Below are 15,116 nucleotides of genomic sequence, written 5' to 3'. Positions count from 1 at the left end.
GCAAAACCATTGTCGCGCGCGAGGCAGCGGATATCGTCGATCCCCTGCACGATCTGCGCCAGCGCGCAGTGCGGCAGCGCTTCGGCCAGCGCTCCGATCTGTCCGGTGATCCGGTTCTGGATGTCGAGATATGGGTCGGTCTGGTTTCGCATCTTACCCCCCTGTCGTCATGGGGACGATGCGCCTTTTTGGTTAACGCGCCGTTAGCGGTGGCTATCTATGCCCGGGCAGCCCGCCCAGCCCCTGCTTGCTGCGATACATATCGCGGTCCGCGGCGGCCAAAATGTCCGATTCGGTCATCCCCGTCTGCAACATCGCGACGCCGAAGCACGCCGACAGCGCGATCTGGTGCCCGTCATATTCGGCGGGCGCGGCGGTCAGCACGTCGCAGAGCCGGTTGACCTGCACGCGCGCCCCCTCCTCGCTCGACTGGTCGAGGATCAGCCCGAATTCGTCGCCGCCGATGCGCGCCGCGACGTCGGTCGCGCGGATCGAGCCCGCAAGCCGCTTGGCGATCTCCAAAAGTGCGAAGTCGCCCGCAGCATGGCCGAAATTGTCGTTGATATATTTGAGCTGGTTGACGTCGATAAAGACAACCGCGGCGCGTTCGGCGTGCCGCTCGAACCGCGCCATGCGGTGGTGGATCGCGGTCAGGAAATAGCGGCGATTGAACAAGGGCGTCAGTGTATCGCGCTCGGACACGCGCTCTAGCTCGGCGACAGCGATCTTCAACACGCGGTTCTCGCGGCGCAATGCGTCGCGTTCCCGGCGTATTTCACGCAGCTGGTCCTCGATGGAGTCTACGGAAACGGTGCCGAACTGGTCGACCGCGATCCGTGCCCCCCCTACGCTATCCATTCAACGTCCCCGAAACCTACCCACGCCCCCCGGCCGAATGCCGACGGATATTGAGCGGCGACCCTAGTCCCGACTTGATACCAATCGGTAAACGCGATGGCATCAATCGCGCGGCGTTGCCCGCACGCAAAGCAGTCGCTAGGGGGGATCGGCGGCGATTCATGCGCGATGAAGGCCGGGCAGGAGGGATGGAATGGGCGATACGGCCCCGCAAGTCGGCGTCATCATGGGCAGCCAGTCGGACTGGCCGACGATGGCGCACGCGGTCCAGATCCTCGAAGAGTTCGGCATCGCGCACGAGGTGCATATCGTCTCGGCGCACCGCACCCCCGACCGCCTTGTAAACTATGCCAAAAGCGCGGAAGACCGCGGACTCAAGGCGATCATCGCGGGCGCCGGCGGCGCCGCACACCTGCCCGGCATGGTCGCATCGATGACGCGCGTCCCGGTGCTCGGCGTCCCTGTCCAGTCGGCGGCACTCAGCGGCGTCGACAGCCTCTATTCGATCGTCCAGATGCCCGGCGGCATTCCCGTCGCGACCTTTGCGATCGGCAAGGCGGGCGCGACCAACGCCGGCCTCTTCGCCGTCGCGCTGCTCGCGAACAATGATGCCGATCTGGCACAAAAACTCGACGCCTGGCGCGAAGCACAGACGAACGGCGTCGCCCCCACCCCCGTGCGCGAGGGCTGATCCCCGGTGCTCTCCCCCGGTTCGACGATCGGCATCTTGGGCGGCGGCCAGCTCGGGCGCATGCTCGCCGTCGCGGCGGCGCAGCTCGGCTACCGCGTCCACATCTATGCCCCCGACGCGACAAGCGTCGCCGCCGAAGTCACCGCGCACCACAGCCAGGCCGCGTGGGACGACGAACCGCGCCTCGCCGCCTTTGCCGCAGCGTGCGACGTCGTCACCTATGAATTCGAAAATGTGCCCGTCGACACGGTGCGTTTCCTCTCAGGCCATGTCGCGGTGCGCCCCGGCGCCGCCGGGCTCGAAATCGCGCAGGACCGCCTGACCGAAAAAAATTTCGTTGCCGGGCTAGGCGGCCGCCCCGCGCCTTTTGCGGCGGTGCCGGACCGCGCGGCGCTCGATGCCGCGCTCGAACAGATCGGCGCCCCGGCGATCCTCAAGACCGTCCGCATGGGCTATGACGGCAAGGGGCAGGCGCGCATCATGACCGCCGCCGACGCCGACGCCGCATGGGACGGTATCGGACGCCACGCGGCGGTGCTCGAAGGTTTCGTGACCTTCGCGCATGAATTTTCGGTCATCCTGGTGCGCGGCATCGACGGCGAGGTCCGTTTCTGGGACTCGCCCGTCAACGTCCACGAAGGCGGCATCCTCGCGACCTCGACCCTGCCGCCGCCGCAAGCCGTGCTCGACCAGCAGGACGAAGCGCGCGCGCTGATGGCAAAGATCGCCGAGGAGCTCGACTATGTCGGCGTCCTCACCGGCGAGTTTTTCGCTACCGACGACGGCCCCGTCTTCAACGAGATGGCGCCGCGCGTCCATAACAGCGGCCATTGGACGATCGAGGGCGCGGTGGTCAGCCAGTTCGAAAATCACATCCGCGCCGTCGCCGGCCTGCCGCTCGGCAGCACCGCCACCGCGGCGCTGCCCGTCGTGATGCACAACCTCATCGGCGGCGGGATCGAGACGGTGCCCGACCTGCTCGCCGACCCCGCGTGCCACGTCCATCATTATGGCAAGGCCGAGGTCCGCGACGGCCGCAAGCTCGGCCATGCAACCTGGGTTGGAACGTCTCCCACATGAATCATCCCGAAATCACCCTCGTCCTCGCGCGCGCCGCCAACGGCGTGATCGGCGCCGGCGGCAAGATGGCGTGGCACCTGCCCGCCGACCTTCGCCGCTTCAAACAGATCACGATGGGCCGCCCGATGATCATGGGGCGCAAGACCTTCGACAGCCTGCCCGCCATCCTCGAAGGCCGCCGCCACATCGTCCTCACCCGCGATCCCGACTGGCAGGACGAGGGCGCCGAGCCGGTGGCAACGATCGAGGACGCACTGAAGCTTGCCAACGCGCCGCATGTCATGGTCATCGGCGGCGCCGAAATCTACCGCCTCTTCTTGCCGCTAGCCGACCGCATCGAGCTGACCGAAGTCGCCCTCGAACCCGCGGGCGACGCGATCATCGACTATCCCGCCGCCGCCGACTGGCACGAGGCGGCGCGCGAAGATCATCCCGCCGACGACGCCGGCCGTCCGGCATACAGTTTCGTCACCCTGGTGCGGAAAAAGCCCTGATGCGCCGCTGGCTCATCGGCATCCTGCTCGTCGTCGCGGTCGCGGCGCTTGCCTTTTTCGCGATTGCTCCCGGCATGCTCGAGCGTGGGATGAACCAGATCGACGGCAAGCCGCTGCCGACGGTCAGCGAACGCGCCAGGACGCTGCACCGGACGCTGACGATCGTCGACCTCCACAGCGACACCTTGCTCTGGAAACGCAACATTCTCGACCGCGCCGATCGCGGCCATATGGACCTGCCGCGGCTCGAGGACGGCAACGTCGCGCTCCAAATCCTCGCGAGCACGACCAAGTCGCCCAAGGGCCAGAATTACGACGCGAACGGCGCCGACACCGACAATATCACCGGCCTCGTGATCGCGCAGCTCCAGCCGGTGCGGACATGGAACTCGCTGCTCGAACGCTCGCTCTGGCACGCTGAAAAGCTGAAACGAGCCTTAGCCGAGCGGCACGAGGCCGAGCTGAAAGACCGCAATCTGACGACTTGGGTTCTCGAAACCGACGCTGCCGGGATCGAGGAACTAGCCCGGTTGCGCGATCCGAAGAACGGGCTTCTGCCCGACCATCCTTTTCCCCGTGGCGTCATGCTCAGCGTCGAGGGACTCCACGGCCTCGAAGGCAAGCTCGCCAACCTGGACAAGCTCTACGCCGCGGGGTTCCGCATGGCGGGGCTCACCCATTTTTTCGACAATGATCTCGCGGGTTCGATGCACGGCCTCAAGAAGGGCGGGCTCACCCCGCTCGGCCGGCAGGTCGTCGAAACGATGGAGGCGAAGGGCATGATCGTCGACATCGCGCATTGTTCGAACGCGTGCGTCGCCGACATCTTGAAGATCGCGCGCCGCCCCGTCGTCTCCAGCCACGGCGGCGTGCAGGCGACGTGCAAGGTCAACCGCAACCTCAGCGACGAGCAGATCCGCGGGGTCGCGGCAACGGGCGGGCTGATCGGCATCGGCTATTGGGACGCCGCGGTCTGCGACACCTCGCCCGCGAGCATAGCGAAGGCGATGAAGCATGTCCGCGACCTCGTCGGTATCCAGCATGTCGCGCTCGGCAGCGACTATGACGGCGCGACGACGGTGCGCTTCGACACGTCGAAGCTGGTGCAGGTGACGCAGGCGCTGATCGACGCGGGCTTCAGCGACGACGAGATTCGCGCCGCGATGGGCGGCAACGCGGTTCGCGTGCTCAAGGCGGGCCTTGTCCCGCTCACGCCCCCAGCCCCATGATCCGCCTCGACGGCCACAACCGCATCGAAGAGCCCTTGCGCGGCGGGGTGATCGCGCTCGGCAATTTCGACGGCTTCCACGCCGGGCATCAGGCGGTCGTCGGCCGCGCGGTGCATCATGCGAAGGACGACGGCCGCCCCGCGATCGTCGCGACCTTCGACCCGCATCCGGTGCGCTTCTTCAAACCCGATGTCCCGCCCTTCCGCCTCACCACGCTCGATCAAAGGCAGGAACTGTTCAGCGCCGCCGGCGCCGACGCGATGCTCGTCCTCCCCTTCGACGCCACGCTTGCAGGCACGAGCGCCGAGGATTTCATCACCGAACTGCTGCTGGATCGCTACGGTGCCGCGGGCGTCGTCACCGGCGCCGACTTCGTTTTCGGCAAGGGCCGCGGCGGCAATGTCGTGACGCTCGCCGACCATGCCCGCCGCCTCGGCTTCTTCACCGAGATGGTCGCCCCCGTCGACGACGCCGAGGAAGTCGTCTCGTCGAGCCGCATCCGCGAGGCGCTGCAGGCGGGCGACTGCGCCGCCGCCACGCGCCTCCTCACCCGCCCCTTCACGGTGCGCAATATCGTCCAGCACGGCGACAAGAATGGCCGGCTCCTCGGCTTCCCGACCGCGAACCTCGAAATGGGCCAATATCTGCGCCCGCGTTACGGCATCTACGCCGTCACCGGAAAGCTCCCCGACGGCCGCGTTCTCAAGGGCGCCGCGAACCTCGGCATCCGCCCGAGCTTCGACCCGCCCAAGGAATTGCTCGAACCGCATTTCTTCGACTTCGCCGAAGACCTCTACGGGCAGGAAATCGACATCGCCTTCCACGCCTTCATCCGGCCCGAGGCGAAATTCGACGATATGGACACGCTGATGGCGCAGATCGCGGCGGATTGCGATCGCGCGAAAGAGTTGCTTGCGCACATTTAATTCCCCTCTCCCCTTGCGGGAGAGGGTTGCGAAAGCTTGGCAGCTTGCTGCCTAGCTGGAGCTGGGAGAGGGGGCAGCGCCGTTTCGATAGGGCACACCCCTCTCCCGCTGCGACTAGCGAGCAAGCTCGCAAGTCTCACTGCCCTCTCCCGCAAGGGGAGAGGGAGTAAGGGGGGATGATGACCGACACCGACGACTGGGCCTCCGCGCTCGAAGGCCCACCAAAAAAGCCGATGAAACGGCGCACGAAAATCCTGCTCTGGGTGTTCGCCGTCATTGTCGCCTGGTTCACCCTCAGCAACGCCAGCTGGCTCGCCCCCGACCCCGCCGGCAAGCGCGTGCTGATCGCGCATCGCGGCGTGTCGCAGCTGTTCGATCACACAGGCGTCACCGACGAAACCTGCACCGCCACGCGCATCCGCCCGCCCGAGCATGACTATATCGAAAACAGCCTGCCCTCGATGAAGGCGGCGATCGGCCGCGACGCGGGTATGGTCAAGTTCGACGTCGCAGGCACGAAGGACGGACAGGTCGCGGTCTTCCACGATTGGACGCTCGATTGCCGCACCGACGGCACCGGGCCGATCCGCGACCGCACGATGGCCGAATTGAAGGCGCTCGACATCGGCTATGGCTACACCGCCGATGGCGGTCAGACCTTCCCGCTGCGCGGCAAGGGCGTCGGCCTGATGCCCAGCCTCGACGAAGTGCTCGGCGCAATCGGTCACGCCTCGCTCCTGATCAACTTCAAGTCGCGCGATCCAAAGGAGGCCGAACTCGTCCTCGCCGCTTTCGCGCGCGCCGGTATCGACCCGAACCAACCGCGCTTCGGCTTTTTCGGCGACGCGCGCCTGATGGACGTGGTCCGCGCCAAAGCGCCGAAGGCATGGGCGATGGACCCCGACGCCGCGAAGCGCTGCACGACCGATTATATCAAATATGGCTGGTCGGGCTGGTATCCGCCAAGCTGCGTTGGCGGCACGATCATGGTGCCGCTCGACGCGCAATGGGCCTATTGGGGCTGGCCCGACCGCCTGCAGGATCGCGCCGCAAAGCACGGCACGCGCGTCCTCCTCACCGGCCCGCGCGGCGACGAAACGGGCGGCACGGGGCTGTCGAAGGTGAACCAGCTCACCAGGGTGCCCGCCAGCTTCACCGGCTATGTGTGGATCGACGACATCTACAATCTGGGGCCAGCGCTGCGCCCGCGGCAAAGGTAAATCCCTCTCCCGCAAGGGGAGAGGGAAACCGCTGTTTGCGCGCACGCGAATCTGCGCTAAGCGCCCGCACCATGACCGACACGCCCGCCCCCGCCGAACAGCGCGATTATCGCGACACCGTCTTCCTGCCCAAGACCGACTTTCCGATGAAAGCCGGCCTGCCGCAGAAGGAACCGCTGATTCTCGCCAAATGGCTCGAGGCGGGTCTCGAAGGCCAGATTCGCGAAAGCCGCAAGGGCCGCGATCAGTTCATCCTCCACGACGGCCCGCCCTACGCCAATGGCGACATGCACATCGGCCATGCGCTCAACCATATCCTGAAGGACATGGTCGTCCGCACCCAGACGCTGAAGGGCAAGGATGCGCCCTATGTTCCCGGCTGGGATTGCCACGGCCTGCCGATCGAGTGGAAGGTCGAGGAGCAATATCGCAAGAAAAAGCTCAACAAGGACGAGGTTCCGGTCGAGGAATTCCGCGCCGAATGCCGCGCCTATGCGCAGCATTGGGTCGACACCCAGCGCGAGCAGCTGAAGCGCCTCGGCATCGGCGGCGACTGGGATCATCCCTATCTGACGATGGATTATGCGGCCGAAGCCACCATCGTCCGCGAACTGCTCAAATTCGCCGCCAACGACATGCTCTATCGCGGCGCCAAGCCGGTGATGTGGTCCCCAGTCGAAAAGACCGCGCTCGCCGAGGCCGAGATCGAATATGAAGATATCGTCTCGACCCAGATCGACGTCGCGTTCGAGATCGTCGAGAGCCCGATCGCGGAGCTGGTGGGTGCATACGCACTCATCTGGACAACGACGCCTTGGACCATTCCTGTCAATCAGGCGATCGCTTATGGACCCGACATTGAATATGTTTTGGTCCATCACGGCGACCGCAGATATCTGGTCGCCGAGGACCTCTGCTACGGACTATCGCTGCGCACCGGAGCCAATGAACGAGGCAGTGACGCACCTCCAAGTGGCGCGACCAAGGTAACGATCTACAAAGGCGCCGACCTAGCCGGCACCATCGCCCGCCACCCGATGCACGCGCTCGGCGGCTTCTTCGCGCGCCCGCGCCCCTTCCTTGCGGGTGATTTCGTCACCACCGACAGTGGCACCGGGCTCGTCCATATGTCGCCCGACCATGGCGAGGACGACTTCGACCTCTGCAAGGCGAACGGCATCGACCCCGTGTTCGCGGTCGAGGGCGACGGCAAATATCGCGAAGATTGGGGCTGGCTCGGCGGCCAAGGCTCGGTCATCAACCCGAAATTCAACGCCCCCGATGGCCCGATCTGCACCGACCTGCGCGAAGCCGGCGGCCTGCTCGCAGCCAGCGCCGACTACAAGCACAGCTATCCGCACAGCTGGCGCTCGAAGGCAAAGGTCATCTATCGCTGCACCCCGCAATGGTTCGTGCCGATGGACCGGGTGATGACGCATATCGAGCCCAAGGCGCCGCGCGAGCAGCGCTGGGAAAGCGAAGGCGGCGCGATCAACCCCGCCGAAGAAGGGCTGTGCGCCGCCCCGACGCTGCGCGAGGCCGCGATGCACGCGATCGAGCGCACGCGCTTCGTCCCCGAAAAGGGCCGCAACCGCATCGGGTCGATGGTCAAGGACCGCCCCGACTGGGTGCTCAGCCGCCAGCGCGCATGGGGCGTGCCGATTACGCTCTTCGTCGACCGCAAGACCGGGCAATATCTGAACGACCCGATCGTCAATGACCGCATCGTCGCGGCGGTGAAGGCGGGCGGCGTCGACGCATGGAACGACGCGCGCGCGCAGGAATATCTCGGCGACGCCTATGACGTCGCCGATTACGAACGCATCGTCGACATCCTCGACGTCTGGTTCGATTCGGGCTGCACCCACGCCTTCGTCCTCGAAAGCGGCCGCTGGCCCGCGCTCGTCCGCCACGACGGCGGCACCCACAGCGCCGACCTTTACCTCGAAGGCAGCGACCAGCATCGCGGCTGGTTCCAGTCGTCCTTGCTCGAAAGCTGCGGCACGCGCGGACAGGCGCCGTATAAGGCGGTGCTGACCCACGGCTTCACCATGGACAGCAAGGGCTTCAAACAGTCGAAGTCGCTCGGCAACACGACCGATCCCGTCAAGGTGATGCAAACCAACGGCGCCGACATCATCCGCCTGTGGGCGCTGAGCGTCGACTTCACCGAGGATCACCGCATCGGCGACGAGATCCTCAAGGGCGTCGCCGACCAGTATCGCAAGCTGCGCAACACCTTCCGCTACCTACTCGGCGCGCTCGACGGGTTCGGCGAAGAGGAACGCGTCACCGACGTCGCCGCGATGCCCGAACTCGAACGCTATATGCTCTCGCTGCTCGCCGATCTCGACGCGAAGATGGCGCAGGCGGTCGATGATTTCGACTATAATACATACACGCGCCTGCTCGCCGATTTCTGCAACGAGGACCTTTCGGCCTTCTATTTCGATATCCGCAAGGACGTCCTCTACTGCGACCTCGGCCCCGCCGCGCCGCTCGGCACCGACACCCGCCGCGCATACCGCAGCGTGCTCGACATATTGTTCCACGCGCTGGTGCGCTACGCAGCGCCGGTGCTGGTATTCACCAGCGAAGAGGTGTGGGGCACGCGCTATCCCGATGCGGGCAGCGTGCATCTGCTGGAGTGGCCGAACCTCGAAACCCTCTTGCACCCCGGCGAAGGCCGGGGTCCAGAGCAGGCATCGGCCGACGTCGCTCTGGATTCCCGCCTTCGCGGGAATACGGAATTGGTCGAACGCTGGTCACAGCTTCGCGCTTTGCGGCAGGAGATCAATGAAGCCATCGAACCGTTGCGCCGCGACAAAATCATCCGGTCTAGCCTTGAAGCCCAAGTGTATTTGATCGCTCACGATGGCCTCGAACTGCTACTGCGCGGCATAGATTTCGCCGAGGTTGGAATCTGCGCATCCGTGAACTTGGTTTCGCTGGAAGAAGCAAAATCGAATTGGGCTGAATCGGCATTTCGCCTGTATCCGGAATCGGGGCATTCCATCTTGGTCACCCCCACCACCGACCACAAATGCGGCCGCTGCTGGCGCCACCTGCCCGAAGTCACCGAGGACGGTAGCTTGTGCAATCGCTGCGACACGGTATTGGACGCAGCATGAGCAGCCAACGTTCGCCGCACCTGCGCTTCGGCCTGATTTTCGCGGCCCTCGCCTTCATCTTCGACCAGGTCACCAAATGGGTCGTCACCGTCCCCTTGTCGCTGGAACCGAAGGGGCAGATCGAACTCGCGAGCTTCTTCAACCTGACCTGGGCGGAAAATTGCGGCATTTCGCTGTCGATGTTCGCCAGTTGCACTGACACGACGCGCTGGACTCTCGTCGCGGTGACGGGGATCGTCGCCGCCGCGGTCGCCTTCTGGATGACGCGCGAGCAGGCGAAGGGCGACGTGATCGCGCTCGCGATGATCCTCGGCGGCGCGCTCGGCAATATCGTCGATCGCGTGCGCTTCGGCTATGTCGTCGACTTCGCCGACCTGCATTTCGGCACCTTCCGCCCCTTCATGATCTTCAACGTCGCCGATGCCTGCATCACCATCGGCGTGCTTTTGCTGGTTGCGCGCGCGCTGCTCTTGGGCGAAAAGGCCGAGAGCACGGGCGCCAAGCCTTCCGTCGATTAATTGGGGCGCCGAATAAACGGGGCGCATAGGAGTATTTTAGAGTGAACCGGACCACCGCCATCCTGGCCGCCTCGATTCTTGCCACGACGCTTTCGGCCTGCGGGTCGAACAGCCTGTTCAGCCGCGACCGCCCCGACGAAATGATGGTGTCGCGTCAGGCGCCGCTCGTCGTGCCGCCCGATTTCGCGCTGACCCCGCCCGCCCCCGGCACCGCACGCCCCGGCGGCGAAACGACCGCGGAACAGACGCTCCGCGCGCTGTTCGGCGGCCCGTCGGCGCGCAGCGCGAGCGAAACGCAGATCATCGGCAGCGCCGACGGCGCCCGCGCCGACCCCGGCATTCGCAGCCAGGTCGGCAGCCCCGACACGCAGGTGGTCGACAAGGGTCTGGTCGTCCGCGACATCCTCGCCGCCCCCGAAGGCGACGGCCGTGATGCATCGGCGGCGATCCCGGGGGCGTAAGCTTTCCAAAGGATTTGTTCGCGCGGAGACGCGAAGAACACAAAGATCAGGAATCGGGCGGCCTCGGCCGCCCTTTTCATTTGCCTGACGCAACGGCCGCACGGCACACCACGGTACGGACCCGAAACCCTTCGTGTCTTTGTGCGAAACTCTTTTCCTTCCCATGCGCCGCTAAGAAGAAAGATTTCGCATAAAGACACGAAGACACGAAGAAAGGGAAATCAGAACGCCCTCTCTCACCGTTCGCCCTGAGCTTGTCGAAAGGGCCGTCCTTCCATGACGCTGGAAGGCAAGAACGGTGCTTCGACAAGCTCAGCACGGTGGCGGTTCGGTTTCTCCGCACTCGCCGAGGACGGCAGTGCAATTTATATTGACTCGTTATCAATTTTATATCAGATTTATATAAAGGAGAAACGAGATGGCCGATTCGATCATGGTCCTGACCTTCAAAGGAATAGAGCGGCTGCTAACAGACGGCGGCACGTCTTCGTGGCGGCTTTCCCGTAAAGAAGCATTGAAATGCAAATATGCGATTTGCGCCCGCAACCGGTTCGACGAGCGCAACGAAGGAATGGAAGAGCATGGCACCGCATTCCTGATCGGCAGAATTCGAGACATCGTCCCGGCCAATGATCGACCATATAGGTGGCTCATTCGCTTTGAGGAATTTGCGGAGGTTTCGATTCCCGATGCTTGGGACGGCGTGCGCAATCCCGTGCGCTACATAAATCTGGCTGACCTTGGGATCGACGAATCGGATTTGGATTTCAAGCCAATGGCGCAACCGACCCGAGCCGCCAATCCCCGTCAGAAACAGGAAGTTGTCGAAACCAACGAGCTGACAATTGAAATGGCGAAAATTCTTCTGGCCAAAAAGTTCGGGGTCGATCCGGCAGCAATCGAAATAACGATCAGAGCCTAAGCCCGCGCGCCCGCTTCCTCGACCCCCGCGCTGTTATGCCGCAGCGCCTTCAGCACCGTGTCGACGATCTGCGGCGCGTTGAGCCCCGCCTCGTCATATTGCAGCTCGGGCTTGTCCTGGTCCTGGAAGACATCGGGCAGCCGCATCGTGCGCAGCTTCAGCCCCGCGTCGATCAGCCCCTCGTCGCTCGCGAGCGTCAGCACATGCGCGCCCAGCCCGCCGATGCTGCCTTCCTCGATCGTCACGCAAACCTCGTGGTTCGCCAGCGTCTTGCGGATGAGTTCCTCGTCGAGCGGCTTGGCGAAGCGCAAATCGATCACGCTCGTCGACAGCCCGCGCGCTTCCAATATGTCGGCCGCCTTCTGCGCCTCCGCCAATCGCGTGCCGAGCGACAGGATCGCGACGGCCTTGCCCGACCGCACGACGCGCCCCTTGCCGATCTCCAGCTTCACCGGAACCGCGGGCAGCGCCACCCCGGTGCCATTGCCGCGCGGATAGCGGAAAGCGATGGGTCCCAAGTCATATTCGGCCGCGGTATAGGTCATATGCACCAGCTCGGCCTCGTCGGCGGCCGCCATCACCACCATATTGGGCAGCGTCGCCAGATAAGTGACGTCGAACGAACCGGCGTGGGTCGACCCGTCGGCGCCGACGAGCCCCGCGCGGTCGATCGCAAAGCGCACCGGCAGGTTCTGGATCGCCACATCATGCACGACCTGATCATAGGCGCGCTGCAAAAACGTCGAATAGATCGCCGCGAACGGCCGCATCCCCTGCGCCGCGAGCCCGGCGGCAAAGGTCACCGCATGCTGTTCGGCGATCCCGACGTCGAAGCTGCGCTCGGGATGCGCCTTGGCGAATTTGTCGACCCCGGTCCCCGACGGCATCGCCGCGGTGATCGCGACAATGCGCTTGTCGGTGTCGGCGAGCTTCGCGAGCGTTTCGCCGAAGACATTCTGGTACGCCGGCGGACCCGGCGGCGCCTTCGCCTGCTCGCCCGTGATCACGTCGAATTTCTGGACACCATGATATTTGTCGGCCGCCGCCTCGGCGGGGGCATAGCCCTTGCCCTTCATCGTCACCGCGTGGATCAGCACCGGGCCATGGTCGCTGTCGCGCACATTCTCCAGCACCGGGATCAGATGCTCCAGATTATGCCCGTCGATCGGCCCGACATAATAGAAGCCGAGTTCCTCGAACAAAGTACCGCCCATCGCCATGCCGCGCGCGAACTCGTCGGTCTTCTTCGCCGCCTTGTGCAGCGGCTCGGGCAGCTTGCGCGCAAAGCGCCGCGCGATCTCGCGCAACTCGATGAATGGCCGCGACGATACGAGCTTGGCGAGATAGGCCGACAGTCCGCCCACCGGCGGCGCGATCGACATGTCGTTGTCGTTCAAAATAACGATCAGCCGGTTGCCCGCCGCGGCGGCATTGTTCATCGCCTCATAGGCCATGCCCGCCGACATCGACCCGTCGCCGATCACCGCGATCGCGCGGCCGGGCTCGTCCTTCAGCTTGTTGGCGATCGCAAAGCCCAAGGCGGCGCTGATCGAGGTCGAGCTATGCGCCGCGCCGAACGGATCATATTCGCTCTCGCTGCGCTTGGTGAAGCCCGACAATCCGCCGCCGGTGCGCAAGGTGCGGATGCGGTCGCGGCGCCCGGTGATGATCTTGTGCGGATAGCATTGGTGCCCGACGTCCCACACGATCTTGTCGCGCGGCGTGTCGAACACATAATGGAGCGCGGTGGTCAGCTCGACGACGCCCAGCCCCGACCCCAGATGCCCGCCGGTCGTGCCCACGGCCGAGATCATCTCGGCGCGCAATTCGTCGGCGAACTGGCGGAGGTCTTCGGGCTTCAGCTTGCGGAGGTCGGCGGGGACATCCACCGTGTCGAGCAGCGGCGTATGCGGACGGTCGGTCATCGCGCAGTCATACTGCCAAGCGCAGATAGTGTCGAACGAAAAGCCAATCTTATCCCCTCCCGCTTGCGGGAGGGGCAGCGAGACTCGCGAACTTGTTCGCTAGTCGCAGCGGGGAGGGTGTCGGGAAGCCACATGCCCTCCCCCAACCCCTCCCGCAAGCGGGAGGGGAGTTAATCCCCCTCCTCGCGCGCCTTGGCGGCATCGACCTGCGCATAAAGCCCGCGCACCATCAGGTCGGTGAACACCAACATCACCCCGATCATGCCGAGGAAGAGCAGGGCCGCAACCGCGGGCAACGGCCCGACCGTCTCGACGCCCTCCTTCTTCATCACCGCCGCGAGCATCGCCGCGGCGGCCATGAAGGCATAGCCGATGAGGCGCGGCACGCGGCTCATGCTGCGTGCTCCCGCCGGGCGGCCGGCGGGGAACCAATCGCACAGCGGGGGAATATGAAAGCGGCGAAGCGACGTTGGTTCATGAAAGGCACATGCGGCCAAATACACTCTTCGGCAAGACGAAGCCGTTGCAATGGCGGGTCGATCACTTAAACCCCGGTCAGAAGGGAAAAAAAAGGATGCGGATGCGGATGCCCGATTTGACGATATTGGTTCGCATGGCCCATCCGCTGCGCTCGATCCCGATGCTCGCCACGCTCGCCCTCGCCGCCGTCGCGCCCGCCGCCGCCGCCGAAGAGGCGCCGCTTCCCTATGAACTCACCGACGGCGCCGACACCGGTCTCGCGCCCGGCATCGAAGAACCGCCCGCGCGCTATCTTCAGAACAACGAGCTCGACGAAAATATCCTGCTCCCGCCCGCGCGGCCGCAGGACGACAACCCCGACCGCAAATGGTCGCGCGATTATTTCGCGATCGCCGCGGGCGTGCTCAACACCCCCCAATATAATGGCTCCGACGATCGCCGCACGCTGCCGGCCTTTTACCTGCGCGGACGGATCAGCGGCTTCTCCTTCTCGACGCGCGGCACCAATTTCCAGGTCGACCTGATCCGTCAGCGCCGCGGACAGAAAACCGACTTCAAATTCGGCCCGACGATCAGCCTGCGCGGCGACCGCAGCGGCAAGGTCGACGACCCGCAGGTCGCGGCACTCGGCAAGCGCAAGGTGGCGGTCGAAATGGGGCTTTACGCCGGGATCACCCACACCGGGGTGATCACCAGCGAATATGACCAGATCGGCTTCCGCCTCTCGGCATCGAAGGACATATCGGGCCGCCACGGCAGCTGGACCGCGTCACCGACGATCGATTACGGCACCCCGCTGTCGAAGCGCGCCTATCTTGGCGTATCGGCGTCGGTGAATTTCTACGGCAAGGGTTTCGGCCGCTATTATTACGACATCGACCCCGCCGGCAGCGCCGCGAGCGGGCTCCCCGTCTATGACGCCGCCGGGCGCAAGACGACCGCGGGCAAATATACGCTGGGGATCGCGGGCGCCTATGCGCTGTCGGGCGACCTGCGCAAAGGGTTCACGCTGATCGGCGGCGCGCAATATGGCCGCCTCCTTTCGCGCTTCGCCGATTCGCCGATCGTCAAGGACGCCGGCAGCGCCGACCAGTGGCTCTTCGGCGGCGGGCTGGCGTACCAGTTCTGACGGGTTTCGACCGGTTGCGGGCGTATTAGCTCCTCCCCGGAACGGGGAGGAG

The 15,116-nt window shown here is 64.9% G+C and carries 14 protein-coding genes; 11 read left to right on the top strand and 3 right to left on the bottom strand.

Features of this window, described 5'->3' with window-relative positions; genetic code table 11:
- Positions 1-213: 213 nt before the first annotated feature.
- Positions 214-858: a GGDEF domain-containing protein gene (locus tag VJ811_RS13210; protein WP_324073058.1), complete on the bottom strand. Its 645-nt coding sequence runs from the start codon at positions 856-858 to the stop codon at positions 214-216.
- 193 nt (positions 859-1,051) lie between these two features.
- On the opposite strand from VJ811_RS13210, the gene purE reads away from it, so the two are divergent.
- From purE to VJ811_RS13160, 10 genes are all read left to right on the top strand, one after another.
- Entirely contained in the window at positions 1,052-1,549 is a 498-nt protein-coding gene (gene purE, locus VJ811_RS13205) for a 5-(carboxyamino)imidazole ribonucleotide mutase (protein WP_324073056.1), read from the top strand.
- Between the two features lie 6 nt (positions 1,550-1,555).
- Positions 1,556-2,629 carry a 5-(carboxyamino)imidazole ribonucleotide synthase gene (locus VJ811_RS13200; RefSeq protein WP_324073054.1) on the top strand — a complete coding sequence of 358 codons (1,074 nt, stop codon included), beginning with the start codon at positions 1,556-1,558 and terminating at the stop codon, positions 2,627-2,629.
- Positions 2,626-3,123, top strand: coding sequence for a dihydrofolate reductase (locus VJ811_RS13195; RefSeq protein WP_324073052.1), 498 nt, complete (start codon positions 2,626-2,628; stop codon positions 3,121-3,123). Before VJ811_RS13200 ends, VJ811_RS13195 begins: the two co-directional genes overlap by 4 nt.
- Entirely contained in the window at positions 3,123-4,352 is a 1,230-nt protein-coding gene (locus VJ811_RS13190; protein WP_324073050.1) for a dipeptidase, read from the top strand. The genes VJ811_RS13195 and VJ811_RS13190 overlap by 1 nt, the downstream gene beginning before the upstream one ends.
- Positions 4,349-5,278 (top strand): bifunctional riboflavin kinase/FAD synthetase, encoded by a 930-nt coding sequence (locus VJ811_RS13185; RefSeq protein ID WP_324073048.1) that lies wholly within the window; start codon positions 4,349-4,351, stop codon positions 5,276-5,278. The genes VJ811_RS13190 and VJ811_RS13185 overlap by 4 nt, the downstream gene beginning before the upstream one ends.
- Before the next feature lie 179 nt (positions 5,279-5,457).
- Positions 5,458-6,498, top strand: a complete 1,041-nt coding sequence (locus VJ811_RS13180) for a glycerophosphodiester phosphodiesterase family protein (RefSeq protein ID WP_324073046.1) — start codon at positions 5,458-5,460, stop codon at positions 6,496-6,498.
- Between the two features lie 71 nt (positions 6,499-6,569).
- The gene (gene ileS / locus VJ811_RS13175) at positions 6,570-9,629 is read left to right on the top strand and encodes an isoleucine--tRNA ligase (protein ID WP_324073045.1); all 3,060 of its coding nucleotides are present in this window, start codon (positions 6,570-6,572) and stop codon (positions 9,627-9,629) included.
- Positions 9,626-10,147, top strand: coding sequence for a signal peptidase II (gene lspA, locus VJ811_RS13170; RefSeq protein ID WP_324073044.1), 522 nt, complete (start codon positions 9,626-9,628; stop codon positions 10,145-10,147). Before ileS ends, lspA begins: the two co-directional genes overlap by 4 nt.
- A 41-nt stretch (positions 10,148-10,188) precedes the next feature.
- Positions 10,189-10,608 carry a DUF3035 domain-containing protein gene (locus VJ811_RS13165; protein WP_324073043.1) on the top strand — a complete coding sequence of 140 codons (420 nt, stop codon included), beginning with the start codon at positions 10,189-10,191 and terminating at the stop codon, positions 10,606-10,608.
- Positions 10,609-11,026: 418 nt separating this feature from the next.
- Positions 11,027-11,530, top strand: coding sequence for a hypothetical protein (locus VJ811_RS13160; RefSeq protein WP_324073042.1), 504 nt, complete (start codon positions 11,027-11,029; stop codon positions 11,528-11,530).
- Here the strand turns inward: VJ811_RS13160 and dxs are convergent.
- Positions 11,527-13,455, bottom strand: coding sequence for a 1-deoxy-D-xylulose-5-phosphate synthase (dxs, locus tag VJ811_RS13155; RefSeq protein ID WP_324073041.1), 1,929 nt, complete (start codon positions 13,453-13,455; stop codon positions 11,527-11,529). The two genes, VJ811_RS13160 and dxs, sit on opposite strands and share 4 nt — an antisense overlap.
- Positions 13,456-13,625: 170 nt before the next feature.
- Positions 13,626-13,850 (bottom strand): hypothetical protein, encoded by a 225-nt coding sequence (locus tag VJ811_RS13150; protein ID WP_324073040.1) that lies wholly within the window; start codon positions 13,848-13,850, stop codon positions 13,626-13,628.
- A gap of 191 nt (positions 13,851-14,041) precedes the next feature.
- Between VJ811_RS13150 and VJ811_RS13145 the strand changes: the two genes are divergently transcribed.
- Positions 14,042-15,064, top strand: coding sequence for a MipA/OmpV family protein (locus VJ811_RS13145; RefSeq protein ID WP_324073037.1), 1,023 nt, complete (start codon positions 14,042-14,044; stop codon positions 15,062-15,064).
- The last annotated feature ends 52 nt before the right edge of the window (positions 15,065-15,116 follow it).

This window comes from Sphingopyxis sp. (assembly GCF_035250425.1).
GTDB lineage: Bacteria > Pseudomonadota > Alphaproteobacteria > Sphingomonadales > Sphingomonadaceae > Sphingopyxis.
This window is presented reverse-complemented; position numbering and strand designations above follow the sequence as displayed.

Coding starts and splice junctions, on each gene's coding strand:
- VJ811_RS13160 (WP_324073042.1), top strand. CDS start 11,027: ATGGCCGATTCGATCATGGTCCTGACCTTCAAAGGAATAGAGCGGCTG.
- purE (WP_324073056.1), top strand. CDS start 1,052: ATGGGCGATACGGCCCCGCAAGTCGGCGTCATCATGGGCAGCCAGTCG.
- VJ811_RS13210 (WP_324073058.1), bottom strand. CDS start 858: ATGGATAGCGTAGGGGGGGCACGGATCGCGGTCGACCAGTTCGGCACC.
- VJ811_RS13185 (WP_324073048.1), top strand. CDS start 4,349: ATGATCCGCCTCGACGGCCACAACCGCATCGAAGAGCCCTTGCGCGGC.
- VJ811_RS13180 (WP_324073046.1), top strand. CDS start 5,458: ATGACCGACACCGACGACTGGGCCTCCGCGCTCGAAGGCCCACCAAAA.
- VJ811_RS13150 (WP_324073040.1), bottom strand. CDS start 13,850: ATGAGCCGCGTGCCGCGCCTCATCGGCTATGCCTTCATGGCCGCCGCG.
- VJ811_RS13190 (WP_324073050.1), top strand. CDS start 3,123: ATGCGCCGCTGGCTCATCGGCATCCTGCTCGTCGTCGCGGTCGCGGCG.
- VJ811_RS13195 (WP_324073052.1), top strand. CDS start 2,626: ATGAATCATCCCGAAATCACCCTCGTCCTCGCGCGCGCCGCCAACGGC.
- lspA (WP_324073044.1), top strand. CDS start 9,626: ATGAGCAGCCAACGTTCGCCGCACCTGCGCTTCGGCCTGATTTTCGCG.
- ileS (WP_324073045.1), top strand. CDS start 6,570: ATGACCGACACGCCCGCCCCCGCCGAACAGCGCGATTATCGCGACACC.
- VJ811_RS13145 (WP_324073037.1), top strand. CDS start 14,042: ATGCCCGATTTGACGATATTGGTTCGCATGGCCCATCCGCTGCGCTCG.
- dxs (WP_324073041.1), bottom strand. CDS start 13,455: ATGACCGACCGTCCGCATACGCCGCTGCTCGACACGGTGGATGTCCCC.